This is a genomic window from Methanomassiliicoccales archaeon, from assembly GCA_026394395.1.
Taxonomy (GTDB): Archaea; Thermoplasmatota; Thermoplasmata; order Methanomassiliicoccales; family UBA472; genus UBA472.
In genome coordinates, this window is record JAPKYK010000004.1 from 166,611 (window position 1) to 191,837 (window position 25,227).

Consider the following 25,227-nt stretch of genomic DNA (forward strand, 5'->3'; position numbering starts at 1 on the left):
CTCACCGCCTCATCAGGCGCAGGATCAGCATCGGGGACAAGGACAGGAGCGAGGGGGCTTTCTTCAGCAACGGCCGTGCTAGTGCGGTGGGAAAGTCGATGTCCCCGGTGGCCAGGACCCCGCGCACCTTTTCCCGGTCGAACTTGCTTCCGGCCTTGTCGAAGTCCCGGTCGGTCATCTTGACGAACACCCGGCGCACCCGGAACGAGTTCCGCAGCTCGCTGCCGAACTCCCCCTTCCACCTCTCTTCGTAACTGGACAAATTCTGGGCAGACAGGTCGTCCTGGCGGAAGGCCTCGATGAGCGTCTCGGCGGCCATCCGCCCTGCGGTCATGCCAGTGTAAAGACCGCCGCCGCTGAGCGGCTTGGTCATCCCCGCGGCGTCGCCGGCCAGCAGTACCCGCTCGGCGTACGTCCTTTCCAGATGGCCCAGGGGGATGGCTCCGGAATAGGTGCGCTCCCTTACCGCTCCGGCCCATCCCTGTCTCTCCAGCAGCCTTTCGAGGTAGGACTGCGGGGTCCCGCCCCCCGGGGTGACACACAGTCCCACCCGGGTCAGGTCACCGCAGGGGATGGCCCAGGCGAAGAAGCCCGGGGCCACGTCCCTACCCAAGTAAACATTCACCTTGCCCTGGTCCTCCATCCTCACACGGAGGTCCGCTTCGATGCCCCGCAATAGGTCCCTGGGTTCGCCTAGACCGAGCTGCTTGGCCACCTTGGACCGGTATCCGTCGGCAGCGACGAGCGCACGGCAACGGACCTCCTCACCCTCCTCTATATCGGCGACCAGCCCGTCGGCGTCCCTGCGAACGGACAAGCAGCGCTTGGAGGTCAGCACCCGCGCCCCTGTCTTCTCGGCCAGGAAGGCGCAGCGGCGGTCAAAGTCGCCCCGGCGCACCACCACGGCCTTGACCTCGCTGCCCTGAAGGATAAGCGTCCTTCCTCCGGGGAAATGCACATAGGCGCCGTCGATGCGATTGATCACAGTGTCCCAGGCCGAGGCCAGGTCCACGACCCTGGGTGTCACCAGGCCGGCGCACTGCACCGGCTCGCCTATGCAGGGATGCTCCTCCACCACCACCGTATCGAGGGCGGGGGCCAGAACGGAGGCGGCAGTGCAGCCCACCGGGCCGCCGCCGACGACCAGCACGTCGCAGCGCATCGAGGTTCGTAGAGGGGCGGCGTATATCAAATCTTTCGAACGAAAAAACAACGGAAGTGGTTTGGAAAAAGCGTCTACTTGCCGCTCTTGACCTTCTCCCAGTCCTTCAGGAAGCGCTCGATGCCGATGTCCGTCAGGGGGTGCTTGAACATCTTCTTGAGCACGTCGAAGGGGATGGTGGCGATGTGGGCGCCCATGCGCGCCGCCTCGGTCACGTGGATGGGGTCGCGCACGCTGGCCACGATGACCTCGGTGTCGAAATCGTAGTTGTCCAGGATGTCCATGATCTCCGAGACGAGGTCCATGCCGTCCTGCCCTACATCGTCCAGCCTTCCCACGAAGGGCGAGACGTAGCGGGCGCCCGCCTTGGCCGCCAGCAACGCTTGATTGGCCGAGAAGATGAGAGTCATGTTCACGGACACGCCCTCCTTGGACAGCATGTTGGTGGCCTTCAGGCCCTCCTCGGTCATGGGCACCTTGATCACGATGTTGTCATTGACCGCGGCCAGTTTCATGCCCTCTTCGTACATCTCCTGCGACTTGAGGCTGATGACCTCCACGCTTATCGGTCCGTCGACCACCTCGCAGATCTCGTTGACGATGGTGGCGAAGTCCTTCTTCTCCTTGGCGATCAAGCTGGGATTGGTCGTTACGCCATCCAATATGCCCCAGGAGTTGACCTCCTTGATCTGTTCTATGTTGGCGGTGTCGATGAATATCTTCATTTTTTCCTCTCCATGACCTTGATTGCCGCGGCGGCGACCTCCTTGTCGCTCAGCCCATACTCGCGCATGAGCTCCTCGCTCTCGCCCGACTGTCCGAACACGTCCTGCATCGCGACCCTTTCCATTGGTACCGGGTACGCTTCCGCCAGGGCGGCGGCGACCAGGGTGCCGACGCCGGACACGATGTTATGCTCCTCGGCGGTGACCACAGCCCCGCAGTCCTTGGCCGCCTTGACCAGGGTATGGACGTCCAGAGGTTTGATGGTGCTGAGGTTGATGACCCGGGCGGATACGCCCTTGGCCTTCAGTGATTCGGCTGCCAGAAGGCACGATGCGACCATCTGGCCAGTGCCCACCAGGGCCACGTCCGTCCCGTCGCGCATCACCGAGGCCTTGCCGATCTGGAACTTGTCAGCATTCGAGGTTATGATAGGTATGTCGCTGCGACCCATGCGCAGGTAGGCCGGGCCGCGCCTCTCGGCGATGGCCATGACGGCCTTATAGGTCTCCGGCCCGTCGGCCGGGACCACCACGGTCATGTTGGGGATGGCGTTCATAAGAGCGATGTCCTCCATGGTCTGATGCGAGGCCCCGTCGCCCCCCACGGTGATGCCGGCGTGCGACGCCACGATCTTGACGTTCAGGTCGGGGTAGGCAATGGACTGCCTGATTTGGTCGTACGCGCGTCCCGTAGCGAAGACGGCGAAGGTGGAGGCGAAGACGGTCATGCCTCCCACGGCCAGACCGGCGGCGGTGCCCATCATGTTCTGCTCGGCGATGCCGCAGTTGAAGAAGCGCTTCGGGTACGCCTTGGCGAACTCCACGGTGCGGGTGGAACCGGAAAGATCGGCGTCCAGGACCACCACGTCCTCGCGGACCTTGCCCAGTTCGACCAGCGCCTTGCCGTAGTTCTTGCGCTGTGATTCCATGGCCCAGCTCATGCCGATCCCCCCAGTTCCCGCATGGCCTGCTCATACTCCTTCTCGTTCGGTGCCTTGCCGTGGAAGCCTACGTTGTTCTCCATGAAGGAGACGCCCTTGCCCTTGACGGTCTTGGCGATGATGACCGTCGGCGTTCCGCGGTGCTTCTTGGTCTCCTCGAACGTGTCCAGCACCTGCCACATATCGTTGCCGTCCATGTGCAGCACGTGCCAACCGAAGGCCTTCCATTTGTCGCCCAGGGGTTCGAGGGCCATGACGTCCTCCGTCCGGCCGTCGATCTGCAGCCCGTTGCGGTCGACGATGCAGATCACGTTATCCAGGTGATTGTGCGCGGCGAACATGGCCGCCTCCCAGACCTGCCCCTCGGCCATCTCCCCGTCGCCGCAAAGGCAGTAGACCTTGCGGTCCAGTCCCTTCAACCGCAGGGCCAGGGCCAGACCGTTGGCCACGCTCAATCCTTGTCCGAGAGACCCGGTGGACATCTCCACGCCGGGGGTCTTCACCCGCGAGGGGTGCCCCTGCAGGCGAGAGTGCAGCTTGCGCAAGGTCATGAGCTCGTCCGTGGGAAAGTAACCGCTCTCGGCCAGGGCGGCGTAGTATATGGGGGCGGCGTGCCCCTTGGATAATATGAAATGGTCGCGGTCCGCGGACTTGAAGCGCTTCGGCGAATGGTCCATGACCTCAAAGAACAGGGCGGTCACGATGTCGGCGGAGGATAAGGACCCGCCGGGATGGCCAGAACCCGCAGCGTATATCATCTTGATGACCTGGCGGCGCAGCAATACGGCTTTCTGCTCCAGCCGCTGGACGGTCTTTTCGTTAAGTTGGTTCAAAGCAAAGCACCTGAAAGGATGGGGGTGTCCCCATTATCCTGCCACCACTTAAAAATATTTTCCACCCCCCCCCCCCAGAATCGAGGTCGCCGCCGCAGTAAAAAGTGTAATCTAATGGCAATCTCATCGATGGACCATGGCTTTCGAGGTCCCGGTACAGGACAATCCCCGCCTGGTCAAGATGCTGGAGCGCATCAACGCCGACGAGGAGCTCAAGGCATTGTGGAAGGTCTCCAACATCAACGCCATCGACCGCTTGGGGTTCAGCGACCACGGCTCCACCCACGTGCGCATCGTAGCCCGCAACGCCCTCAAGATGCTCCGTCTCCTGGTGGAGGACGGGCACCAGCCGGGGGTGGTGAAGGACTACGCCCTGAGCATGGAGGACGCGGAGGTGGTGGTCGTCCTGGCCTCGGCCCTGCACGACATCGGGCTCTCGGTGCACCGGGAGAACCACGACGAGTTCTCCATCATGCTCTCCGGTCCCATCATGCACCGGCTGCTGAAGGACCTGTACCAGGAGCCCACGCTGACTTACATGGTGGCCGAGGCGCAGCACGCCATGATCTCGCACCACGAGGGCTTCGTCCCCTACACCATCGAAGGCGGCGTGGTCCGCGTGGCCGACGCCCTGGACATGGAAAAGGGAAGGGCGCGCATACCGTTCGCCAGCGGTAGCGTGAACATCCATTCCGTGAGCGCTTTGGCCATCGATAAGGTCAAGGTGACCAAGGGAAAGGAGCGCCCCATTCTCATCGAGATCAACATGAACAACTCGGCGGGGATCTTCCAGATAGACGAGCTGTTGAAGGAAAAGATAGCCCTCTCCGGCCTGCAGGACCTCATCAACGTGGAGGTCCGGGTGCCGGAGGCGGAAAACCGGATAGTGAAGGGGCTGCGCCTCTAATCGTTCTCGATCCTGGGCGCCAGCAGGTACTTCACTCCGCCCTTTCCGGCGGAGATGTCGAACTCCAGCTTGACCGGCAGGTCGTTGCCCAGGTTTATGTTGACGTTGGTGCCGCTGGGTATGGCCTTGATCATATTGGAGAAGTAGTCCATGGGGAACAGGGATCGGATGCTCTCGGAGCACTGCAGGTCGACCAGCAGGGCCTTGGGCAATTTCAGGCTGACCGAGTCGGTGTCGCCCTCGGATATCATCTCGAAGCCGTCGGTGTTGACCAATAGTGCTACGTGATCGGAGATGCTCTCGGCGGCCTTGATGCCGCGCTGCAGCTCGTCCACGGCCACGGTCACGCGTGCCGGCAGGGTCAGGTTGGGGACCTTGGGGTCGCTCATGCCCTCGGTGCTGACCAGGTTCATGCGGCGAGTGATGTTGCCCACCATGATTATGAGGCGGCCGCGCTCCTCGTCCTGACGCATCTCGATGATGTCCCCGGACTTTGATAGGCGTATGACCTCCCTCAGCTTGTCCAGGTCCAGTCCCAGGTCGATCTCGCTGGCGGAGAACTGTTCGAAGGCCTCCTTGCCCAGGAACAGGTCGATCATGGCCACATGGGCCGGGTCGACCGCTTTCAGAACTATGCCATTCTCGCTTATCTTGAACTTGGCCTCATCTATGAGCGTGGAAACGACGTCCACGACCCCCTTGAGGGTTTCGGATCTTAACTTGGCCTGAAACATTTGGTCCCCTTCCACACAGTAAAGTTATGCTCTAATTATAACTTTTCCGCACGCGAAGACTGACTCAGTACTCGCGCCAGGAATGGCTGCAGGAGACGCAGCGGTAGATCTTGGTCTCCGGCTCATCCGCAGCCCGGGTCTGCCTTAGCACCCAGAAGGCCTCCATGTTGTGGCACTTGGGGCATTCTATCCTGGTCCGGGGCAGGGTGGGGGCGTTGCCGTCGATGACGGTCATCTCCTTTTCCTTGCCGCTGGTAGTGAAACAAACAGGCTCCCCGTTCTTGGTCACCTCGCAATTGCACGCCGGGTTCCTGCATTTGAAAGAGCCCTTCTCGGGCTTCATAATGCTTTTGCATTTTGGACAGAACATCAATTCTCGCCGATGTCCCACAAAATTTAGACGTATAAAAACGTATTCGGGTGACTCAAACGAACTTCCAATCGCCTGGCTTCAGGTTCTTGCCCTTGTCGCCGCGCTTTCCGGAGCGCTTGGCGAGCCCGGACATGTTGTCAGAGACCTCCTCTTCGTCCGAGGCCTCGCCCTCCTCGTACCACTGCTCTCCCTTCTCGGCGTACTCCTCCTCGTAGTCCTGGTCCCTGGCGGTGGTCATGTCCTGCAGGTCGGAGAAACGGATGACCTTCTGCCCGGCCCTGGTAGACTTGGCCGCCTTGGTCGAGACCGGCCGGCCGCCCTTGACCGGGCGCTGCGGCTCTTCCTCCTGCTCCTCCGCCGGCCGCTTCTGATCGCCGCCCACCATCACGGTCATAGAGTTCCCGCCGTGGCGGGCCACGAAGTTCATCTCCAGCCGGGCCTGCTCGGCGAGTATACCGCCGATGTAGGCGAAGGCCGCGGTGATTATGTAGACGTCCACACGGACATTGGTAGCTATCTGGATGGTGTCGATGAAGGAGATCATGTACATCTTCACGAAGGCGATGTACGGGGAGATCAGGGGCACGGCCCCTTCCAGCCACACCAGGATGGCCGAGGGGGTCCATTCCACGCCCATGATGACCGTGGGCACTATGCCGTTATCCACCAAGGAGGTGATTACGAATATTATGCCGAGGGGCAACAGCGCCGCAAGCACGCCCTTCCAGGGCTTTCCCGCCCGTCGCCCGCCGACGAATCCCGCTATCATCTGGCCGAAGACCGGCAGCCACCAAAGTAGGACCGTCAGGACAAAGGTGTACTTCACCGCGCTCCAGAAGGAATAGGGCACCTTGAGGTCCTGGAACTTCTTTATTTCCTCGTCCTCGTAGACCTCGGACAGGCGGTATACCCCGTGGTCGATGAGCGTGTTGGTTATATCATCGTCCGCATCGGCGCTACGCCTGAATACCATCCCATCCCCTTCGGTCGGACAGGTGTCCGACAATTACATTATGGCAAGGATACTATAAATCTCTTTTTCCGGAAGGGCGGAATGCCAGTATCATCTTGGGACGTAGCCGCTGAGACCGAACATCACCAGGGCGCTCCTGGTGCTCTCCGGGGTCACACGAGATGGCTGGGTGGCATGCTGCAGGATATCATCGAGAGGATATTCAAGGAACTCGGACAGCAGTCTCAGCCGCAGCAGGGGGAAGGCCTGCTTGCCCTGCATTATCTGCACCACGCCCCAGCCAGGATGCACCCGGGAACGGTACCCCAGCCTCCGGCCCAGTTCGTTAACAGAACCGGCCTTCTCCAAACCCATCTTGATCAGCTGGACGCGGAAGGCGGAGCTGATCCATATCTTATCATGTTTCCGAGATATCCTCACATCGAAGACGGTGGCGAACTCGCCCATGGTAAAGAATCTCACGGTCCCGTATAAAACGATTTTCTTCGTTCCTGCCGCCCCTCAGGTGGCTGGGACGCACCAAAAGTAGTATATATGCATGTGGAGTAGCGTGAACAAATAAATGGGAACGTCCCACAGGACGGCCACATTCAATATAAAAAAATCACGATCCAAGAGGTAGAAAGAAATGAAAATGAAGTTTTTAGGCGGCTCCGAGATGGTAGGCAAGCTGGGCTTGCTCGTGGAGAACCAGGGCACCAACATAATGTTCGAGTATGGGATGCGTCTGGTGAAGAAGGAGATGCCCCAGTTCCCTATGATGCCCGCCGCGGACGTGGAAGGTGTGTTCATAACCCACTCCCATCTGGACCACAGTGGAGCAGTGCCCTTACTAGTGCATAATAAGGACTGCAGCGTGTACTGCAATGATCTCACCATGGACATTGCGTCGCTGCTGTTCTTCGACTCCATGAAGATCGCCAAGGCCGAAGGGTACACTGATTTCCCCTACAAGGAACCGGACGTCAAGCACGTGTGGCAGAACTACCAGTCCTTCGAAATAGGCGAGACCCGCTCCATCGCAGGCCTGGAAGTACTGGCGCACTCCGCCGGACACATACCCGGGGCGCAGATGTACGAGATAAAGGGCGATTCGACCACGCTCTTCACCGGTGACATACACACCGAGAACACCCGCCTGACCTACGGCGCCAAGCCGGTCAAGTGCGACAACCTGATCATCGAGGCCACCTACGCCGGAAGGAACCATCCCCCGCGGCTGAAGAGCGAGGCCCTGCTGGTGCAGAAGGTGCGCGAGGTCGTGGAGCGCGGTGGCACGGCCATCATACCCTGCTTCGCCGTGGGGCGCATGCAGGAGGTAATGCTCATCCTGAAGGACCAGCCCTACGACATGTGGGTGGACGGCATGGGCAAGACGGTGAACGGCTTCTACACCGACCATCCCGATTTTCTCAAGGACATCAGGTCGTTCAAGGCGGCCAAGCGCAAGTTCAACCCGGTGCGTACGTCGTCGGCCAGGGACAAGGCCCGGAAGGGGCAGGTCATCATCACCACCAGCGGAATGCTGGACGGCGGGCCGGTCCTGCACTACCTGGCCGACCAGAAGGACAACGCCAAGAGCGCGGTCATGCTGGTGGGGTACCAGGCCGAACAATCCAACGGACGCATGCTGCTGGACAAGGGCATGGTGGAGACGGCCAACGAGACCCTCAAGATCAACTGCGAGGTCATGACCTTCGACCTTTCGGCGCACGCCGACCACGACGAACTGCTGAAGTTCATCAAGGGCTGCCAGCCGGAGAAGGTGGTGCTCATGCACTCCGACAACCGCGAAGAGCTGGCCCAGGACCTCGAAGGCGATTACGAGGTGCTCATGCCCATGTGCGGGGACACCTTCGAGCTCTGACGACAGGGTTGATATGCGCTCAGGGGAATTGAAGGGCATGGACCTCATCGACCTGTACCTGCAGGAGGACCTGGGGGAGGGTGACATCACCTCCCAGGCCTTGGTGGATGACCGGGAGGGCCGGGCGGCCATCGCTGCGGGACAGGATGGTACGCTGGCCGGTCTTGAAGAGGCCGTAGAGGTCTTCCGCCGCACTGGCTGCCAATGCCGTCAGCTGGCCAAGGACGGGGAGGCGGTCAAGGAAGGGCAGGTGGTCCTGGAGATATCCGGTCCCCTGAAGGGCATACTGGCCGGAGAACGACTCGCGCTCAACTTCATCATGCGCATGAGCGGCGTGGCCACGCTGACCCGTCAAGTGGTCGGCTCATGTAAAAAAGCAAATCCCAACGTGGTGGTGGCCGCCACCAGGAAGACCACCCCCGGCTTCCGCCGCTTCGAGAAGAAGGCCGTACGGCTGGGAGGGGGCGACCCGCACCGCTTCGGGCTGGACGACGCCTTTCTGATCAAGGACAACCACCTGACCATCGTCGGCAGCGTCTTTCAGGCCGTGAAGAAGGCCCGATCGCACTCCTTCGGGAAGAAGGTGGAGATCGAGGTCGAGTCGCTAGAGCAGGCCCAGGAGGCCGCCCGGGCCTCGGCGGACATCATCATGCTGGACAACATGACCCCGTCCCAGGCCAAGGAATGCTATCTGGCCGTCAAGGCCATCGACCAGAAGATACTGGTAGAGGTCAGCGGGGGCATCACCCTGAAGAGCGCCAAAGACTACGCGCACTACGCTGACGTGATCTCGATGGGCGCGCTGACGCATTCCGCGCCCGCTGTGCACTTCTCCCTGCATATTGTGAGCGATCAGTAGCAGCGAGGCGGGGAGTTCATATTATTGTGCTCCTCGGCCAGCTTATAGGCGTCCACGATCTGCCAGACATATGCCACCAACGAGATGATCGACGCAATCACGCTCCACCAAATAAAACCGGTGAAGCTTTCCACGTCCACCACGAAGACGAAAGGCAGCACCGACAGAACGGTGAACAGCGGCAGCAGTAAAAGGATCAGCACGCCCCGCAGCACATGGCCTACGTAGATCTGCCCCACCCCGGGCAGCAGCAGGGAGAGGATGACGGCGATGAGCGGTTCCTTGCGGTCCGCCGGCATCGTGAAGGTCGCGCTGTATTGATTGCCTGAGTACGACGCCTGCTGGTATGGGCCGGACGCCCCCATTTGTAATGGTGCGCCGCAGCGGTCGCAGAACCTTCCTCCTTCCATCACCTGATTGCCACACTTGGAACAATAAGGCATTTGACCTTCCCCGCAATTACAGCGCAATCCTCATAAATGATTTTTTCGAAAGGATTTTATTGCACCCCTGCCCTGGCCGCTCCATGGACTTCGAGAAGTACGAATGCCAGTTCTGCGGGCGCCCGGCCAAGCAGTTCGTGTTCGCTGCCTTCGTCTGCGAGAACGAGGACTGCGTGGACAAGGCCCGCGAGGAGCGCGGGGGTCCAGGCGGACACATGAAGGCCAAGGCCCACGGCAACATCGTAGACATCAAGGACGAGTGAACGGCCCTTAGCCAATACCCTTAATATCATCTTTCTACCATCCCCACCAACGATGCGCGCCAGGATAGTCGGTTTCGCCAAAACATCTCTGCTGGACTGGGACGGCATGGTGGCCACCACCGTGTACCTCCAGGGCTGCAACTTCCGCTGCCCCTTCTGCCACAATCCCGATCTGCTATCTCCCACCGCCGAGGTGGAGGAGGCTCCCTGGGAGGTCGTGGAGGAGTACCTTCTGGACAACCAGGACTTCCTGGACGGAGTGGTCATCACCGGAGGTGAGCCTACCCTCAACGAGGACCTGCCGGAACTGATAAGGAAGGTCCGGAAGCTGGGGCTAAAGGTCAAGCTGGACACCAACGGTACGAACCCGGAGGTTCTGGAGGACCTGCTGCGCGCCGGCCTGCTGGACTACGTGGCCATGGACCTGAAGGCCCCTCTGGACCATCAGTACGACCAGCTTTGCGGAACGGAGGTGGACCTGGAGGCCATAAAGCGCTCCATCCATCTGTTAATGACGTCCGGGGTGGACTACGAGTTCCGGACCACCGTGGTCCCGCACTATCTGAAGGCGGCGGACATAGAGCGCATGGCTTCCTTCATCGGCGGGGCCAAGAAGTACGCCCTGCAGCAGTTCAAGAACGACCGCACCCTGGACCGACGGTTGAGCCAGGTCGACCCTTACAACGAAGGCGAGGTGCTGGGCATGGCCGAGACCGCCCGAAAGTACGTGCGCAAGGTCGTCCTAAGGGGCATCTGAGCTTGCTCCGAGATTTTAATATGGCGTAAGGTCATAAGGCCATGGACGGCAATCAGGCCGAGGGGGGAGTGCAACGGAGGTAGGGGAGAGCAGGCTCAGGACGCACATAGAAGGTTTTGACAGGATCTTGGACGGAGGCATACCCGAAGGACACGTGGTGCTGATCGCTGGCACCCCGGGGACCATGAAGTCGTCCTTGACCTACTACATCCTTTACAACAACGCCTTGGAGGAAGGTCTCACTTCCGTCTACGTCACCCTCGAGCAGAGTCGGGAGAGCATGCTGCGCCAGATGGGGCAGATGGGCATGGGCATCGACAAGGTCAAGGACAAGCTGCACATGCTGGACCTGGCCATAATCCGGAAGAAGCTCCGGGAGGTCGCCGGAGGCGAATCCTGGCTTCAGGTGTTCAAGGCCTACATCACCAATCTGAAGAAGGACCTGGACTTCAAGATCCTGGTCATCGATTCCATGGAGGTGCTGGAGACCATGTCGGAGATCCGCAACCGCCGCACCGACCTCTTCTACTTCTTCGAATGGCTCAGGGACCTAGGCGTCACCGTCTTCCTCATCTCCGAGAGCTCCTCGGAACGCCTCATCGACGGCAAGTACGACGAAGGGTACCTCTCGGACAGTATGATTACCCTCAAGATGCAGGTTATACGCGACGTGGATATGCAGCGGCGCATCCGCTGCGTGAAGATGAGAGAGACCAACCACGATCCGTCCTACTTCTCGCTGCTGTACAATAACGGACGATTCCAGGTGACCAGGGTCATCAGTGAGTGATTAACATGATGCCCCGAAGCAAGTTCGAATGTCCGCGCTGCGGATACGGCGTCCGGCCTACCGACCAGCAATGCGGACGATGCGGCGGCGACCTCCGGACCAAGACCAGCCAACCCTTGGAGGTCAATCTCACAGGGGTTAAGCTGGACCGCACCAAGGCCGAGGAATGCGGCAAGGTGCGCATCCGTTCCGTGGAGCCCGTACCGGTGAACCGGCCGGACAGCACCCTGCAATTCAAGGCCAATGAACTGGAGAGAAGGGAGAAGGTCATCCAGGAGCGCGAGAGGAAGCTGTCGGCCGAGGCTGAGGAGATGGAGGGACGCTCCAATCGTTCCCAGACTTCCGATAAGGCGCCGGCCGCCCCCACGCCTTCGGAGATGGACGAACTGCGTCAGAAGATCAGGGACGACCTGCAACGTCAGTTCGAACCGGAACTGGAGGCGCTACAGTTACAGTTGCAGGAAAAGGAAGAGGAGCTCCAGGAGATCCGGGAGCAGTCCCAAGCGCCGGGTGACCTCGGGAAGGCCCAGGCGATTAGCGAAGAGGAACTAGCTCGGATGACCGAGGAGATCTTCCAGGAGCTGCAGGGGCAGCTGGACACCCCGCTGAAGGTCGGCGGCGTAGGCCTGGTCAAGACCAACATCCCCAAGTTGGACGATGTGCTGAACGGCGGGTTCCCGCAGGGCAACACCGTCCTGTTCAACGGGGCCCCGGGCACCATGAAGAGCATCTTGGCGTACACCATAATGCACCGGGCCGCGGTCAGGGACGGGATCAGCGGGCTGTACCTCACTATGGGGCAGAGCCGGCGCTCGCTCCTCCGGCAGATGGGGAAGCTGGGAATGCCGATTGAGGCGGCTGGCGGGCTACTGAGGGTCACCGACCTGAAGGACCTGAAAAAGGCCACGGAATCCATTGGCGGCAACTGGCGCGACCTGATGCTGGAATACGTGCACCAGGTGCAGAAGGAGATAGGGTTCAGGATCTTTGTTCTTGACTCACTAGAATCGTTCAAGGCCGTGTCCGAGCACTGCTTCGCTCGGCAGGACCTGAAGGACCTGTTCGACTGGTTCAAGTCACTGGGAATAACCGTGCTGGTGATATCGGAGAACATCTCTGACGAGTGGGACGAGGAGAACCAGGGGGAGGCGTACCTTTCCGACGGCATCATCGAGCTGCGCATGCGGGAGATGGCCGATTCCCGGGTGCAGCGCTGGGTCAGGTGCGTGAAGATGCGCGGGGCCAACGCCGACCACCGCTATTACGCCATGTTCCACGACGGCAAGGAGTTCAACATGTCCCTGCCCTTGGCCAATAAACCGTTCTGAAATTGAAAAAACGGTATTATATACCTATAAATGATTATATTTCGGCCGAGGGGATGGGAATCGGGATCGAACGAGTGAAGACCTACATTCACAATTTCGATGAGTACATTCAGGGCGGGATACCCAAAGGGCACGTCATCCTGATATCTGGAACACCAGGGACCATGAAGTCCTCCCTCTGCTACAGCATACTTTACAATAACGCCAAGCACCACGGGACACGCAGCGTGTACATGACCCTGGAGCAGAGCAAGGAGAACCTCCTGCAGCAGATAAACCTCATGGGCATGAACGACCCGGCGGTACAAGAAAAGGTGTACGTCCTGGACCTGGCCACCATCAGGAAGAACGTCACCGAGATGATGGCAAAAGGGTCCTGGCTGCAGGTGTTCAAGATGTACGCCGAGACGGTCAAGAAGGACCTGGGGTACGACTTACTGGTGCTGGACTCGCTCGACGTCCTGGAGATGGCGGCCCAGCTCAACAACGACCGGCGCAACGACCTGTTCTACCTGTTCATGTGGCTGAGGGGCTTGAACGTCACCTCCTTCCTTATTTCCGAAACGTCCCCGGACCAGATGTTCAACAGCCGCTTCGAGGAGGGCTACCTGGCCGACGGGGTCATATCCTTGAAACTGCAGAACATCGGGGAGGCGGACGTGCAGCGCCGCATACGCGCGGTGAAATTGCGCTCCACGAACCACAAGACCGGATACTTCTCCCTCATGTTCAGCGACGGGATGTTCCGGGCCACCCAGGTCATCAACGAATGATGGCTGGGACGCCATTCTCTAAACATTTTTATATCCCCTTCCCATTGCATCGCCTACCTAAGGGCTCATGGTCTAGCGGTTATGACGTCTGCTTCACACGCAGAAGGTCGCCGGTTCGAATCCGGCTGGGCCCACCATGTCTCTTATCCAGACAATTATTTTTTGATTTCAATTATTAACTCGGAAAAATAGTAAAACTGGCTAAGCTAACCTTTTTGCCCCCTTTGGGCTTGCTATATATCCTTCAGAATTCCGGTCCTGAAATTTATTCGGGGTTTTTCAATCCTAGGGAGATACATACATTTTTATTCCGTGAATTATCTACTATAAATTAATATCGAAATACTTTTAAGTGAGTATTTAATTAAGGTCAGGAAAGGTGACCTATTTGGCCAAGATAAAAATAGAGAACGTCGTGGCTTCCACTACCCTCGGGGAAGAGCTTGACCTTCAATCAATCGCCCTCGCCCTGGACGGCGCGGAGTACGAGCCGGAGCAGTTCCCAGGCTTGATCTATCGGCTGAAGGACCCCAAGACCGCGACGCTGCTCTTCCGCAGCGGGAAGGTCGTGTGCACAGGCGGCAGGTCATTGTCCCAAGTCGAGGCGGCCATAAGCAAGGTCGTGAAGCAACTCGAGAAGGCCGGCATCAAGATCAAGGCAACACCGAAGGTCGTAGTGCAGAACATCGTGGCCTCTTCCGATCTGGGCCAGGAGATCAACCTGAACGCCATCGCCATCTCCCTGGGCCTGGAGAGAGTGGAGTACGAGCCGGAGCAGTTCCCTGGGCTCGTCTACCGCATCGATGAGCCGAAGGTCGTCGTGCTCCTGTTCGGCTCTGGAAAGCTGGTCTGCACCGGTGCCAAGGTGGAGGAGGACGCTGAGGTGGCGGTGAAAAAGATCACTGAGGAACTGAAGGCCGCGGGCTTATTGAAGTGAGCTTCGCTTTCCCATGCCCTCTGGTATATCGACGATATGCCAGAGGATCCTTGATTCAATATTACCTTTACCGATCCCATTCCTGTTTGAGTAGGCATAACTGAAAAAAAGTGTAAGGGGGCAAGCTCCTGAACTTGCTTGCACGTTTGGCAAGGGGGCCGGCTCCTCCAGTCTGTCTCGATCACTCACCCACGATAGGTATTTCGTCCTGTGGAACGGGGTAGATCGACTCGGTGGTCAGCTTGGCCCTGTTCAACAGAACGAACACACCGGCCAACAGAGCGAGCAGGCCAGCTATCACATAGCTGAAAGCGTATCCAGAGCTGGCATCGGCGAACCCTCCGATAACGAGGCTGGCCAGAACCGGACCGACGGACATGCCTATCGTCAGGATCATCGAGTTCACCGCTGTTGTCGATCCAAAGTTCTCCTTGGAACAGGCGCACCGGGAGGACGTCCTTCGCCATCCCCATGAGCAGCGTTATTGCGCCCATTCCGATGCCCTGAACGGCACGGAACACGATGAGAGAGCAGGTCCCAAAATATCGCGGCACCGATTATGCCGATCATATAGATGATCATGAGGAGGACGCGCTTTCGTCCCCACATCTCGCCCAGCTTTCCGGCGATAGGTTGGCGACCGCTCCAGAAAGAGTGTATACCGTGAGGACCCATGCCAGGTCAGCTGAATTGACGGCTAGATCTTGCGCGATGCTCGGCAATGCCGGCACTAGCATAGTCTCGACGAATATAGTCAGAAGGCCCAGGATGGCCATTATCATGATGAGGAACAGATCATGCTTCTCTTTGCATCTTGAATCAACAAAATCCTGATGATTATTACTCTGCAAACTATCCATCCAGTCTACTCTGTGATGGAAGGGGTGCAATTTCAGAACCATATATCAAATTAACGGTCTGATTATAATTCAGTAATACTATATATAATTAGAAAGAATTACACTCAGTTTAGACCCAGTTTCAAATCATCACTTTTTATTCTATAGCATGTTCAACTCAGTGAGGGATCATGGGAACGATAGGTCCGTCACTTGATAGGGCGGTGTTCACCACTGGCCGGTTGCGCCTCCGACCAATGACGATGGAGGACGCGAAGGCCATGTACCACATCAAGTCCGACCCGCTGGTCACCGAGGGTTACGGTCTGAACCCGCATCAAAGGCCGGAGGAGACCGCGGCCTGGGTGGAAAGATGCGTGGCCGATCGAGGACAAGGTACGGCCCTGACCTGGGCCATCGAACTGAAAGAAAAGGGCTGCGTCATCGGCGAATGCTGCCTCTGGAACATCGATCAAGGTTCGCATCGCGCCGAGCTTGGTTATGAGCTGCATCACGCGCAATGGGGGAAGGGGCTGATGGTCGAAGCGCTGAGCCCCGTCCTGAACTTCGCCTTCGCTGATATGGAACTTCATCGAGTGGAAGCGTTCCCATTGGCAACCAACCGCCCATCCATCAGCATCCTGCAGAAGCTATCCTTCGTCTATGAAGGCACTTACCGCCAACGGGTCCTCGTGAACCAAGGATATGTCGACCAATTGATCTTCGCCCTGCTCGAGGGCGACTAGAAGGAATCTTGATTACAAGGCCGAGAACTAAGGACAATGACCAACGTAGACCATTCAAGGTGAAAGACGATGAAGGTATATCATTTCATGACGGAAATGGGGACCATGGGCTTGGCCGGAAACGAAAAGGGGATCACTGCCGTCTATCTGCCTGGCGAGATGGCGCCCATGAATGGCGTAGAGGAGGAGACGCCCTTGTTGAAAGAGACCGCCAAGCAGATCAAGGAATACCTTTCTGGAAAAAGGAAGGGGTTCACCGTCCCGTTGGCTTTAGAAGGGACGGAGTTCTCCCGCCAGGTCTGGGAGGCCCTACGGAAGATACCTTACGGCCAGACACGCAGCTATGGTGAGGTGGCGGCCATGATCGGCAGGCCCGGAGCGGCCCGCGCCGTAGGCCAGGCCAACAACCGGAACCCCCTATCCATCATGATCCCCTGCCACAGAGTGATCGGCGCCGACGGGAAGCTGGTCGGCTTCGTTGCAGGCCTGAAGATTAAACAGCAGCTCCTGGAACTGGAGAAGCGACATGCTCGCTCTTGAGTACGGCCGTAAGGAACTGGACCATCTCCGTAAAAGGGACCGGAGGTTGGGCCAGGTCATCGACCGCGTCGGCATGATCGAGACCGAGCTGTCCCCCGACCTCTTCTCCGCCCTGGTGAACAGCATCGTCTGCCAGCAGATATCCGGAAAAGCGGCGGATACGGTCTGGGGTAGGGTGAAGGAGCGTTTCGGAGATATAACGCCGGAGCGCTTCTTCGCCGCCTCCATCCAGAACATACAGACCTGCGGGATGTCCTTCCGCAAGGCCGAGTACGTCCGAGGCATCGCCGAGGCCTGCGTGCAAGGGAACCTCGACCTGGAGGCGTTGAACGATCTTTCAGATGAAGAGGTCATCAAGCGCCTGAGCGCGCTGCGGGGCGTTGGCATCTGGACGGCCGAGATGATGCTAATATTCTCGCTGCAGCGCCCGGACGTGGTGAGCTGGAGCGACCTGGCCATCAGGCGGGGGATGACGGTCCTCTACGGTCTTGATAAACTGGATAAGGACGATTTCGAAAGGTACCGGAAGCGGTATTCGCCATACGGGTCGATAGCCTCTCTTTACCTTTGGAAGATCTCTCACGAGTGATCTTCGGCCATTCCGTCGAACCTGAAGCGCACCCGCTACGCTCTGGATACGGGTCCGACACGATTTGAGACGGCCGTTAATTTCAGGGTTATATAATTATCGTTAAGTACGAATACGTCCATACAGGAACCTTATGGCAATGTCCAAGAAGGATATGCAGAAGCAAAAGAAGAAGAACGAAGAGAAGAAGGCCGCTGCCGCCGACAAGGCTGCCCCGTCCAAAGGCAAGAAGAGATAAGCCCTTCTCCGAACGTTCCTTTTCGGCCATTCTAATGGCCACAAGTCCTTACCCCACTGGGGGTCACAACCTCATTTTTCCCATTTTCTTAATGTTCCCCAGAGGATGCTCCGCCCAGAGGCAGCGGTTTATATTCCCCGACCGATACGGTTCCGAATGCCCGCCAGTCCCATCATCGAGATGCATAATATGCGCGTGACCAAAGGTTCGGCCATCCTGTTGAAGGGCGTGGACCTGACCATCAGGGAGGGCGAACGACTGGTGGTCCTCGGACCGAACGGTTCCGGGAAATCTTCCCTCATAAAGACCATGATGGGCGAGCACCGGCACGACACCTCGGTCGAGGGGGCCTTCGTCAAGCTGAGGGGGACGGACCTTTGGAACCTGTTCGACGTGAGGAAGGCCTTCGGTCTGGTCTCCGCCGAGCTGCAGACGGACTTCACCAGGGACATGGAATGCCTGGACGTGGTCGTTTCCGGCTTCTTCGGTTCCCTGGGAACGAACAGGTCGCAGGAGGTATCTCCAAAGATGACCGAACGGGCCATGACCAACCTGGCCTCCATCGGTTCCGAGCATCTCGCCGAACGGAGGTTCCATACGCTCTCCACCGGGGAGGCCCGCCGGGTCCTCATGGCCCGGGCGCTGGTGAACTCGCCGGTAGCGCTCATACTGGACGAACCGATGAGCTCCCTGGACCTCATCGGCAAACAGCTGGTGCGCCAGGCCATTCGTTCTCTGGCCCAGCAAGGGCGCACCCTGGTGCTGGTCACCCACGACCCCTCGGACATCGTGCCGGAGATGGACCGCGTGGTCATGGTCAAGGATGGGACCATCTTCAGGGACGGAGGCATGGACCTGCTCAACGAGGGGAACCTCTCCGCCCTGTTCGAAGGGCCTATAGGTCTGACCCATATCGAGGGAAGGTATTTTGCCTGGCCCAGGGACCAGGAGCAACGATCTGCGGAGCGACCGGATTAGACCCATAACAGGCACGGACGTTCCGAGCTCGAAAAATCATCCCGAGGTACGGCAGCGGTTAGTGGTGATTTCCCAATCCTGATATACCTTCCAAGGGATTAACTGGGCTCGTATGTACGACCCAAGAATGCGAAAATTGGCCGACGTGCTCATAGATCACTCCGTCAAGCTCCAGAAGGGAGAGACGGTTTACATCGAAGCGTTCGACATACCCACGGAAATGGTGGAGGTACTGTTGGACAAGATATACGAAGTCGGAGGCGTCCCCATGGTAACCCTCCGGTCCGCCAAGATCCTGAGAAAATTACTGATTGGCGCTGACCAAAAGACCATATCCCAGATCGGGGAGATCGAGCTGGAAAAAATGAAGAAGGCCCAGGCCTACATAGGCATGCGCGGCTCCTTCAACATCACCGAGAACTCCGATGTTCCGGCGGAGAAGATCGATCTCTACATGAAGTACTGGTCCGGTCCGGTGCACACCGGTTACCGGGTGCCCAAGACCAAGTGGGTTGTCCTCAGATGGCCGACCTCGTCCATGGCCCAGCAGGCCCAGATGTCCACCGAGGCCTTCGAGGATTTCTATTTCAACACCTGCACCCTCGACTACCCGAAGATGTCCAGGGCGATGGACCCCCTTGTGAAAGTGATGGAGCGTACCGACAAGGTGCGCATCGTCAGCCCTGGGACCGACCTCAATTTCTCTATCAAAGGAATGCCGGCCATCAAATGCGAGGGCGATCGGAACATCCCTGACGGGGAGGTCTTCACCGCCCCGATCAAGAACTCGGTCAACGGCATCATCAGTTACAATACCAGGACACTGTACCAGGGCAAGGTTTTCGACAACGTGGTTCTGAAGTTCAAGAATGGGAAGATAGTAGAAGCCACCAGCTCCGACACCAAGTCCCAGAACATCATTCACGATACAGACCCCGGGGCAAGGTACGTCGGCGAGTTCGCCATTGGCGTCAACCCGTTCATCAACCAGGCCATGCTCGACACCCTGTTCGACGAGAAGATCGCCGGTTCCATACACTTCACCCCCGGCAACGCCTATCAGGAGTCGGACAACGGCAACAAGTCAACCGTGCACTGGGACATGGTGCTGATACAGACGCCGGAAATGGGCGGCGGGGAGATCTATTTCGACGGCAAGCTGGTCCGCAAGGACGGTCGCTTCGTCGTCGATGAGCTCAAGGGCCTGAACCCGGAGAACCTGGTCTGACGGCATAGGTCACATTCGGACGCACGCTCCTGAGAGAGGCGGAGGCGGGCATCAATGCGACGGCCGTCAAGGCGATGCTGACGACGAACGCCAGGTAAAGCCCAAATCCAGGTTCGAGCACGACGATCGAAGAGTAGGTGTCCATCTGGACCTGGACCGTTTCCAGGTAATCGTGAAGCACGATCACGAAAGCCGCGATGCCCAGGCCCGCCAGGATGTACCTCCTCGCCCTCAGGCCCTTGACGATGTGGTCCGATAGGACTATAACCGCGCCAACCAGGGCCAACAGGGTAAGGAAACCTCCGAACAGGTAATCGTAGCTGTACGCCGGAACGGTCAGGACACCATCGAACACGCTCAACCAGGGCGTCATGGGCACCACGGCCATGAGCGTCAACAGCACGATGAGGGCCGTTCTCCGTGGGAGCGGACCCGTGTCGTCCTCACGGCATTTGGCCTTGATCTGTTTTCTGTCCAGCACGATGTGCGGGGTGCCTTCCTTCTTGACCTTATCATTTCGCCCCGTGCCATCTCCAGGCAGGAACCGGTGTCCGCATTGGTTGCAGAACACATAATTGCTCCTCAATCTGGCCTTGCACTTCGGGCATTCTTTGGATTTACCCACCATGCTGTTGCATCGTCCGCCGAGGTACATCCCCCGTAGCAGTACAATCAAGTTAATCCGGTCCGCCCATGAACGGTTAAATAATTGAGAATGGAATCAAGTGATGTTGACATCCGACTGCCGCATAGAGATGGCCTACATCGACCCGGAGATATACACCTCCATCGTTAACCACGAGCTGCGCAAGAGCATCCTGACCAAGCTGTACCGCTCCACCCGGGACTTGCCGATAAGCAAGCAGGAACTGGCCGATGCGCTAGGCATCGAATATCAACAGATGGTATATCAGCTCAACCACCATCTCCGGGAATTCTGGTCGGTCAAGGAGGAGCATAAGGTGCGTGGGACCCGCATGGAGCTCATCGAGGCCGCCCATCCATACGCTGTCTTCATAACCATCGGCAAGGACCACGGGATCTTCCTGGTAGATCCTTTGGCCGACCTTTACGGCCCGGTGGTCAAAGTGGGCGTGCGCTGCGACCAGTGCAGCAAGGAGGAGGCGGAGAGCTGCATGAGGTTCGCCCAGTCCCGCTTCGACGCCCAGGAGCTGACTCCCTCGGAGAAGGGGGTGCTCACCGCCAACAACCGCAAGCCCACCTACCGGCCCATGGACCTGGCTCTGTTGGCGGCCATCAAAGGCATCCCGGCCGGCCAGAGCTGCGTCATCGACATCCCCTGTCAGACCTGCGCCTTCCTTCGGCGGACCATCCGCATCGAGGGACTGTAATATTGGAGTCCCAAGAAACGTATAAGCACGTCGGAACGATACCCCGTGCATGCAGTCCGGAGAGAACACCCCTACCAGGTTCGTCGTCATCGGCGGTTACCTGGGGGCGGGGAAGACCACCCTGGCCGCGGCGCTGGGGAAGGAACTGAGGTCCAAGCACGGAAAGTCCGTGGCCATCATCACCAACGATCAGGGGAACGTGCTAGTGGACACGGAATACATGAAGGACGCCGGCTTCGACGTGAAGGACGTGCTGGGCGGCTGCTTCTGCGCCAACTTCGGGGAGTTCGTGAAGAACGCACGCACACTGGTGTCCATGGGCCGCCCGAACGTTATAATCGCCGAACCGATCGGCACGTCCACGGCCATACTAGGCTCCGTAGTGGCCCCGCTGCGCAGCATGTACCCGGACGAGTTCCAGGTGGCCCCCTTCTTCGTGATCGTGGATGGCACCCGGGCCACAGAGCTATTGAAACGGCCGGAGGGGTTCGGACTGGGCGGCGGAAAGCTAATCCCTGTGCACCAGGTCAGCGAGGCGGAGTACGTGCTGATTTCCAAGGCCGACCGCCTCAGCGAAGCGGACGTGGAGAAGGCCACCGCGGCCGTGCGCAAGGACACCACCGCCGAGGTCATCGTCTGCTCCGCTTTCAGCAGGAAGAACCTGGACAAGATAGTGGACATCGTCCTCTCGGACCAGGTCAGCACTAAGGAGGCCAAGGAGGTGGACCAGAAGATCTTCGCGGTGGAGAAGGCCTCCATGGGCTGGTTCAACGCCTACGCCCGATTGGTGTCCGAGGGGCGCCTGGACGTCAACGCTTTCATCACCTCCCTAATAAGGAAGGTGGCCACGGACTTCCCGCCCGAGACCATCGGGCACGTCAAGGTCATGCTGACGTCGCCCACGGCCGCGGCCAAGATGAGCTTGGTGGAGGACCGCATGCAGGTGGACGGACTGAAAGGAGGGCGTTATTTCACCGGGGAAGGAAAACTGGTGCTCAACGCTCGGGTCTCCGCCTCCCCCAACGAGCTAAAGAAAGCAATAGAGAAGGCCATCGCCGACACCGCCCTCGAGACCGGAGTCCAGGTGCTGGAGATGGGCGAGGCCTGCTTCACGCCCAAGCCGGAGGCGCCCACCTTCTTCCGGAAGTGAAAATAAAGCGCGAAAATCGAATTATCTCCCAATTTCTTCCTGATTTTTTTCTATTTCATGAAAAAAAGGTCGTTCTGAACGTTGTTTCATCGGAATTCTTAAGACATAACAAAGGAGTCCGGGTGCGAGATGCCCGTAGTCGACGCCATGAACCGGCGCATCCTGAACCTCCTGGTCAACGACGGCAGGATGACGCACAACGATATCGCCGCCAAGCTCAAGCGCTCCCCATCCACGGTGCGGGACCGCATCGTGCGCATGGAGAACGACGGCATCATCCTCGGCTACTTCGCCGTGGTGAACAACGAAAGGATGGGCATACGGGTGGACGCCATACTGCTGGCCAATCTCAAGCCGGGCGTTCCATCGGAGGAGCTGCGCAAGCTCCGGGGAGTGGAGGAGGTCAAGGAGGTGCTGCAGATCAGCGGCCCCCGCCGGATCATGGTCCGGCTGCAGGCCAAGGACTCCTCCGACCTGGAGCACGCCCTGTCCAATAAGATATTGCCGGTGGGATTGGAGGACATCGAGCTGCGCATGGTCATGAGCTCGGCCAACCGCCTCCCGGGCAACTAGATGTTGGTCTTGTCGTAGTACCCGGAGAAGGGCCGGCTGGAGCTGGGGGCGATCTTGACGAACTTTGAAAGGTCGTCAGGCACCTCCATCTTGAAGGCCGCCTTAAAATCGTCCAGCAACCCCCGTACATCCGCGTCGTCGTCCTCCGTCAGCACGGACAAGGCCGCCTCGGGCCCCAATTGCTCTGGGGCCACCTCGCCGCGAACGTAGATGCGCCCTCCGTGCATGCCCGCGCACATGGATGCTACCCTTGGCAGACGGGGAGCCAGTAGTATATTAGATTTATTGTTCTGACACACCTATAGCATTGCCTGCTTATTCAGACTGCGCTCCAGATTCTGAGCGCCGTACCCTTGCCGGACCATCGAAAAAGCTTATAATATTTAGTCATTGCTAAAATAACAGTATTTTTTTGGTTATTTATACGAATATCGTATCAATTATGCCTAAAATAGTCATAAATCATCCATAAAATAGGGAGAACCAATCATTTTTTTCAATTAGACCATTCATTTGTCTAAAGGACTCAAATTCAATGGTTTGATTCTTCAGCGTATATGGAATATCGCGCTGGAAAATGATAATAATATGATACACGTTTATAGAACAAATCCCGATAAGGTGAAGCCCAAATGACCTCATCCCGTACCGCCCTAGTTCCCCAATTGCCGGACTTGGACAAGATAAGACAGATGCGCAAGAGATTGAACCTATCCCAAAGAGAGCTAGCCGGGCTGGCGGGCGTGAGCCAATCCCTCATCGCCAAGATAGAGCGCGGGACCATCGACCCTTCTTATAGCAACGTGCGCAAGATACTTTCTGCGTTCGAGGAGGTCATCAGGAGGCGCAAGGTGGAGGGCGTCCGCTCCGGAACGCAGCTGACCGTCGGTGATTTGGCCACGCGCGGGGTCATTTTCGTGACACCGGACCAGAGCGTGGGCGAGGCGGTGGAGAGGATGATGAAGGGCCGCTTCACGCAACTGCCGGTCATCGTGGGGGAGAGGATCGTCGGAGGTCTGACCGATGATGCCGTCCGGGACTATACCATCGAACAGACCAAGACCAGGAAGAAGACGTACGAAGAGGTCATGCGCACCCGCATAGAGGAGATAATGGACCCCCCGTTCCCGATCCTGAACGAGGACACGCCCATAGATCTGGCCTCGTTCCATCTGCAGCGGGAGGAGGCCATTTTGGTATCCCGGAAGGGGGCCATAGTCGGCATCCTGACCAGCGCGGACTTCCTTAACCTGGGATTAAATCAGTGAGCGCCGCGCCCAGCTCATTATTGCTGGCGGGCAAGGAGAAGGTGAAGGGGGATGAGACGGAGAGAGCTGGAAATGACGTTGCAGTCCCTGCAACCGTTCCAGGACCCCCAGCCGAAGCTTGAACAGTACTCGACCCCGTCGGTGATCGCCGCCAGCATGCTCTTTGAAGCCCTCGCCTCGGACCACATCGAGGGCCGAAAGGTCCTGGACCTGGGGTGCGGCACCGGCCTCCTGGGCATTGGCGCCGCCCTGCTGGGCGCCGGTCAGGTCATCGCCATGGACAAGGACCCCCAGGCCCTGGTCCAGGCTAAGGCCAACGCCAATAGGCTTCACGTGAACATCGAATTCCGGCAGGAGGAAATAACCGAGTTCGTGGAAAGGGCGGACACGGTCATCATGAACCCGCCCTTCGGTGCACAGAGAAAGGGCGCCGACCGGCCGTTCCTTGACGCAGCCATGAAATGCGCCCCGGCCATATATTCCCTGCATCTCAGCCAGACCGAGGACTTCATCCAGCGTTACGTATCACGGGAAGGGTACGAGGCTACGATTCTAAAAAGGTATAAATTCGGGATTCCTCATATGTTCGAATTCCATAGCAAGGCGAAGAAAGAAGTCGACGTCACGCTATTTTGCATCCTCAAAGAAGGTGTACCGGAATGAGTGACAAAAAGAAGGTTTTACCAGGTGACGAGGTGGCAGTGGCCGAGGAGTACCTCCCTGCCGAAGGCACTTATGAAGAGAACGGGATAGTCTACTCCGCCCTGACCGGCGAGCTGGATATGAACGATTCGGATAAGACGGTCAGTGTGAAGGCGGAGAATCCCATGGTCTCTCTGGCGATAGGAGATTCAGTTTTCTGCGAGATCACCGACGTGCGAGCCTCGATGGCGATCTGCGAGGTGGTGATGGTCGAGGGCAGGTCCCGCAACATCACCGGGGACACCAACGGCACCATCCATGTCTCCAAGATATCCCAGGACTACGTGCAGGACGTCGGCCGCGAATACCGACCCAGCGATATCATCCGCGCTAAGGTCATGCAGGTCAAGCCGTCCATT

31 protein-coding genes, 1 tRNA gene and 1 pseudogene are annotated in these 25,227 nt (G+C 58.4%); 21 read left to right on the forward strand and 12 right to left on the reverse strand.

The features are described 5' to 3' along the window. Position 1 precedes the first annotated feature (1 nt). The 4 genes from NT131_06865 to NT131_06880 form a co-directional block, all read right to left on the reverse strand. Positions 2-1,162, reverse strand: coding sequence for an NAD(P)/FAD-dependent oxidoreductase (locus NT131_06865; protein MCX6651359.1), 1,161 nt, complete (start codon positions 1,160-1,162; stop codon positions 2-4). Between the two features lie 74 nt (positions 1,163-1,236). Next, the gene (gene fsa / locus NT131_06870; protein MCX6651360.1) at positions 1,237-1,887 is read right to left on the reverse strand and encodes a fructose-6-phosphate aldolase; all 651 of its coding nucleotides are present in this window, start codon (positions 1,885-1,887) and stop codon (positions 1,237-1,239) included. Further along, on the reverse strand, positions 1,884-2,828 hold the full coding sequence (locus tag NT131_06875) for a transketolase family protein (GenBank protein ID MCX6651361.1): 945 nt from the start codon (positions 2,826-2,828) through the stop codon (positions 1,884-1,886). Before NT131_06875 ends, fsa begins: the two co-directional genes overlap by 4 nt. Further along, positions 2,825-3,661, reverse strand: a complete 837-nt coding sequence (locus NT131_06880) for a transketolase (GenBank protein MCX6651362.1) — start codon at positions 3,659-3,661, stop codon at positions 2,825-2,827. The genes NT131_06875 and NT131_06880 overlap by 4 nt, the downstream gene beginning before the upstream one ends. Positions 3,662-3,797: 136 nt before the next feature. Here NT131_06880 and NT131_06885 point away from each other — a divergent pair, with 136 nt between their 5' ends. Continuing rightward, positions 3,798-4,568, forward strand: a complete 771-nt coding sequence (locus NT131_06885; GenBank protein ID MCX6651363.1) for an HD domain-containing protein — start codon at positions 3,798-3,800, stop codon at positions 4,566-4,568. On the opposite strand, the gene pcn is transcribed toward NT131_06885, so the two are convergent. The 4 genes from pcn to NT131_06905 all read right to left on the reverse strand — a co-directional run bounded on the left by pcn (position 4,565) and on the right by NT131_06905 (position 7,095). Next, a complete protein-coding gene (gene pcn, locus NT131_06890; GenBank protein MCX6651364.1) occupies positions 4,565-5,302 on the reverse strand; it encodes a proliferating cell nuclear antigen (pcna) in 738 nt (245 codons plus the stop codon). The two genes, NT131_06885 and pcn, sit on opposite strands and share 4 nt — an antisense overlap. Positions 5,303-5,366: 64 nt before the next feature. Further along, the gene (locus NT131_06895) at positions 5,367-5,672 is read right to left on the reverse strand and encodes a transcription factor S (GenBank protein MCX6651365.1); all 306 of its coding nucleotides are present in this window, start codon (positions 5,670-5,672) and stop codon (positions 5,367-5,369) included. A gap of 55 nt (positions 5,673-5,727) precedes the next feature. Next, positions 5,728-6,648 carry a hypothetical protein gene (locus NT131_06900; GenBank protein MCX6651366.1) on the reverse strand — a complete coding sequence of 307 codons (921 nt, stop codon included), beginning with the start codon at positions 6,646-6,648 and terminating at the stop codon, positions 5,728-5,730. 90 nt (positions 6,649-6,738) lie between these two features. Beyond that, complete coding sequence (locus NT131_06905) at positions 6,739-7,095, reverse strand: hypothetical protein (protein MCX6651367.1); 357 nt, start codon at positions 7,093-7,095, stop codon at positions 6,739-6,741. A 211-nt stretch (positions 7,096-7,306) separates the two neighbouring features. Here NT131_06905 and NT131_06910 point away from each other — a divergent pair, with 211 nt between their 5' ends. Both NT131_06910 and nadC read left to right on the forward strand, forming a co-directional pair. After that, complete coding sequence (locus NT131_06910) at positions 7,307-8,515, forward strand: MBL fold metallo-hydrolase (protein ID MCX6651368.1); 1,209 nt, start codon at positions 7,307-7,309, stop codon at positions 8,513-8,515. 37 nt (positions 8,516-8,552) lie between these two features. Continuing rightward, positions 8,553-9,374, forward strand: coding sequence for a carboxylating nicotinate-nucleotide diphosphorylase (nadC, locus tag NT131_06915; GenBank protein MCX6651369.1), 822 nt, complete (start codon positions 8,553-8,555; stop codon positions 9,372-9,374). On the opposite strand, the gene NT131_06920 is transcribed toward nadC, so the two are convergent. Further along, complete coding sequence (locus NT131_06920; protein ID MCX6651370.1) at positions 9,368-9,784, reverse strand: hypothetical protein; 417 nt, start codon at positions 9,782-9,784, stop codon at positions 9,368-9,370. The two genes, nadC and NT131_06920, sit on opposite strands and share 7 nt — an antisense overlap. 116 nt (positions 9,785-9,900) lie before the next feature. On the opposite strand from NT131_06920, the gene NT131_06925 reads away from it, so the two are divergent. From NT131_06925 to NT131_06955, 7 genes and pseudogenes are all read left to right on the forward strand, one after another. Then, positions 9,901-10,080 carry a hypothetical protein gene (locus tag NT131_06925; GenBank protein MCX6651371.1) on the forward strand — a complete coding sequence of 60 codons (180 nt, stop codon included), beginning with the start codon at positions 9,901-9,903 and terminating at the stop codon, positions 10,078-10,080. A 52-nt stretch (positions 10,081-10,132) separates the two neighbouring features. After that, positions 10,133-10,837 carry an anaerobic ribonucleoside-triphosphate reductase activating protein gene (locus tag NT131_06930; GenBank protein ID MCX6651372.1) on the forward strand — a complete coding sequence of 235 codons (705 nt, stop codon included), beginning with the start codon at positions 10,133-10,135 and terminating at the stop codon, positions 10,835-10,837. 103 nt (positions 10,838-10,940) lie between these two features. After that, positions 10,941-11,627 (forward strand): annotated as a pseudogene (locus NT131_06935) (AAA family ATPase). A 5-nt stretch (positions 11,628-11,632) separates the two neighbouring features. Next, positions 11,633-12,955, forward strand: coding sequence for a hypothetical protein (locus NT131_06940; protein ID MCX6651373.1), 1,323 nt, complete (start codon positions 11,633-11,635; stop codon positions 12,953-12,955). A gap of 53 nt (positions 12,956-13,008) precedes the next feature. After that, complete coding sequence (locus NT131_06945) at positions 13,009-13,728, forward strand: RAD55 family ATPase (protein MCX6651374.1); 720 nt, start codon at positions 13,009-13,011, stop codon at positions 13,726-13,728. A 61-nt stretch (positions 13,729-13,789) separates the two neighbouring features. Continuing rightward, a tRNA-Val gene (locus NT131_06950) sits at positions 13,790-13,865 on the forward strand. Between the two features lie 242 nt (positions 13,866-14,107). Continuing rightward, positions 14,108-14,665 carry a TATA-box-binding protein gene (locus NT131_06955; protein ID MCX6651375.1) on the forward strand — a complete coding sequence of 186 codons (558 nt, stop codon included), beginning with the start codon at positions 14,108-14,110 and terminating at the stop codon, positions 14,663-14,665. 181 nt (positions 14,666-14,846) lie between these two features. Here the strand turns inward: NT131_06955 and NT131_06960 are convergent, their stop codons facing one another. After that, entirely contained in the window at positions 14,847-15,062 is a 216-nt protein-coding gene (locus tag NT131_06960) for a hypothetical protein (protein ID MCX6651376.1), read from the reverse strand. Positions 15,063-15,695: 633 nt separating this feature from the next. Here NT131_06960 and NT131_06965 point away from each other — a divergent pair. The 5 genes from NT131_06965 to NT131_06985 all read left to right on the forward strand — a co-directional run bounded on the left by NT131_06965 (position 15,696) and on the right by NT131_06985 (position 19,823). Further along, complete coding sequence (locus tag NT131_06965) at positions 15,696-16,250, forward strand: GNAT family N-acetyltransferase (protein ID MCX6651377.1); 555 nt, start codon at positions 15,696-15,698, stop codon at positions 16,248-16,250. 87 nt (positions 16,251-16,337) lie between these two features. Continuing rightward, on the forward strand, positions 16,338-16,790 hold the full coding sequence (locus NT131_06970) for a methylated-DNA--[protein]-cysteine S-methyltransferase (protein MCX6651378.1): 453 nt from the start codon (positions 16,338-16,340) through the stop codon (positions 16,788-16,790). Beyond that, a complete protein-coding gene (locus NT131_06975; GenBank protein MCX6651379.1) occupies positions 16,777-17,379 on the forward strand; it encodes a DNA-3-methyladenine glycosylase in 603 nt (200 codons plus the stop codon). Before NT131_06970 ends, NT131_06975 begins: the two co-directional genes overlap by 14 nt. A 394-nt stretch (positions 17,380-17,773) precedes the next feature. Beyond that, positions 17,774-18,595 carry an ATP-binding cassette domain-containing protein gene (locus NT131_06980; protein ID MCX6651380.1) on the forward strand — a complete coding sequence of 274 codons (822 nt, stop codon included), beginning with the start codon at positions 17,774-17,776 and terminating at the stop codon, positions 18,593-18,595. A 112-nt stretch (positions 18,596-18,707) separates the two neighbouring features. After that, positions 18,708-19,823 (forward strand): aminopeptidase, encoded by a 1,116-nt coding sequence (locus NT131_06985; protein ID MCX6651381.1) that lies wholly within the window; start codon positions 18,708-18,710, stop codon positions 19,821-19,823. Here the strand turns inward: NT131_06985 and NT131_06990 are convergent. Continuing rightward, complete coding sequence (locus NT131_06990) at positions 19,792-20,499, reverse strand: hypothetical protein (protein ID MCX6651382.1); 708 nt, start codon at positions 20,497-20,499, stop codon at positions 19,792-19,794. The two genes, NT131_06985 and NT131_06990, sit on opposite strands and share 32 nt — an antisense overlap. A gap of 55 nt (positions 20,500-20,554) precedes the next feature. Here NT131_06990 and NT131_06995 point away from each other — a divergent pair, with 55 nt between their 5' ends. The 3 genes from NT131_06995 (at position 20,555) to NT131_07005 (ending at position 22,898) form a co-directional block, all read left to right on the forward strand. Further along, positions 20,555-21,175, forward strand: a complete 621-nt coding sequence (locus NT131_06995) for a hypothetical protein (GenBank protein MCX6651383.1) — start codon at positions 20,555-20,557, stop codon at positions 21,173-21,175. A gap of 49 nt (positions 21,176-21,224) precedes the next feature. Further along, the gene (locus tag NT131_07000) at positions 21,225-22,325 is read left to right on the forward strand and encodes a hypothetical protein (GenBank protein MCX6651384.1); all 1,101 of its coding nucleotides are present in this window, start codon (positions 21,225-21,227) and stop codon (positions 22,323-22,325) included. Positions 22,326-22,454: 129 nt separating this feature from the next. Then, positions 22,455-22,898 (forward strand): Lrp/AsnC family transcriptional regulator, encoded by a 444-nt coding sequence (locus tag NT131_07005; protein ID MCX6651385.1) that lies wholly within the window; start codon positions 22,455-22,457, stop codon positions 22,896-22,898. Here NT131_07005 and NT131_07010 read toward each other — a convergent pair. Continuing rightward, entirely contained in the window at positions 22,895-23,137 is a 243-nt protein-coding gene (locus tag NT131_07010; GenBank protein MCX6651386.1) for a hypothetical protein, read from the reverse strand. The two genes, NT131_07005 and NT131_07010, sit on opposite strands and share 4 nt — an antisense overlap. Before the next feature lie 393 nt (positions 23,138-23,530). On the opposite strand from NT131_07010, the gene NT131_07015 reads away from it, so the two are divergent. The 3 genes from NT131_07015 to NT131_07025 all read left to right on the forward strand — a co-directional run. After that, positions 23,531-24,166 carry a helix-turn-helix domain-containing protein gene (locus tag NT131_07015; GenBank protein MCX6651387.1) on the forward strand — a complete coding sequence of 212 codons (636 nt, stop codon included), beginning with the start codon at positions 23,531-23,533 and terminating at the stop codon, positions 24,164-24,166. Between the two features lie 51 nt (positions 24,167-24,217). Beyond that, positions 24,218-24,829 (forward strand): METTL5 family protein, encoded by a 612-nt coding sequence (locus NT131_07020; protein MCX6651388.1) that lies wholly within the window; start codon positions 24,218-24,220, stop codon positions 24,827-24,829. Further along, positions 24,826-25,227: exosome complex RNA-binding protein Csl4 (locus NT131_07025; GenBank protein MCX6651389.1), on the forward strand; the 402-nt coding region annotated here is incomplete at its 3' end. The genes NT131_07020 and NT131_07025, both read left to right, overlap by 4 nt.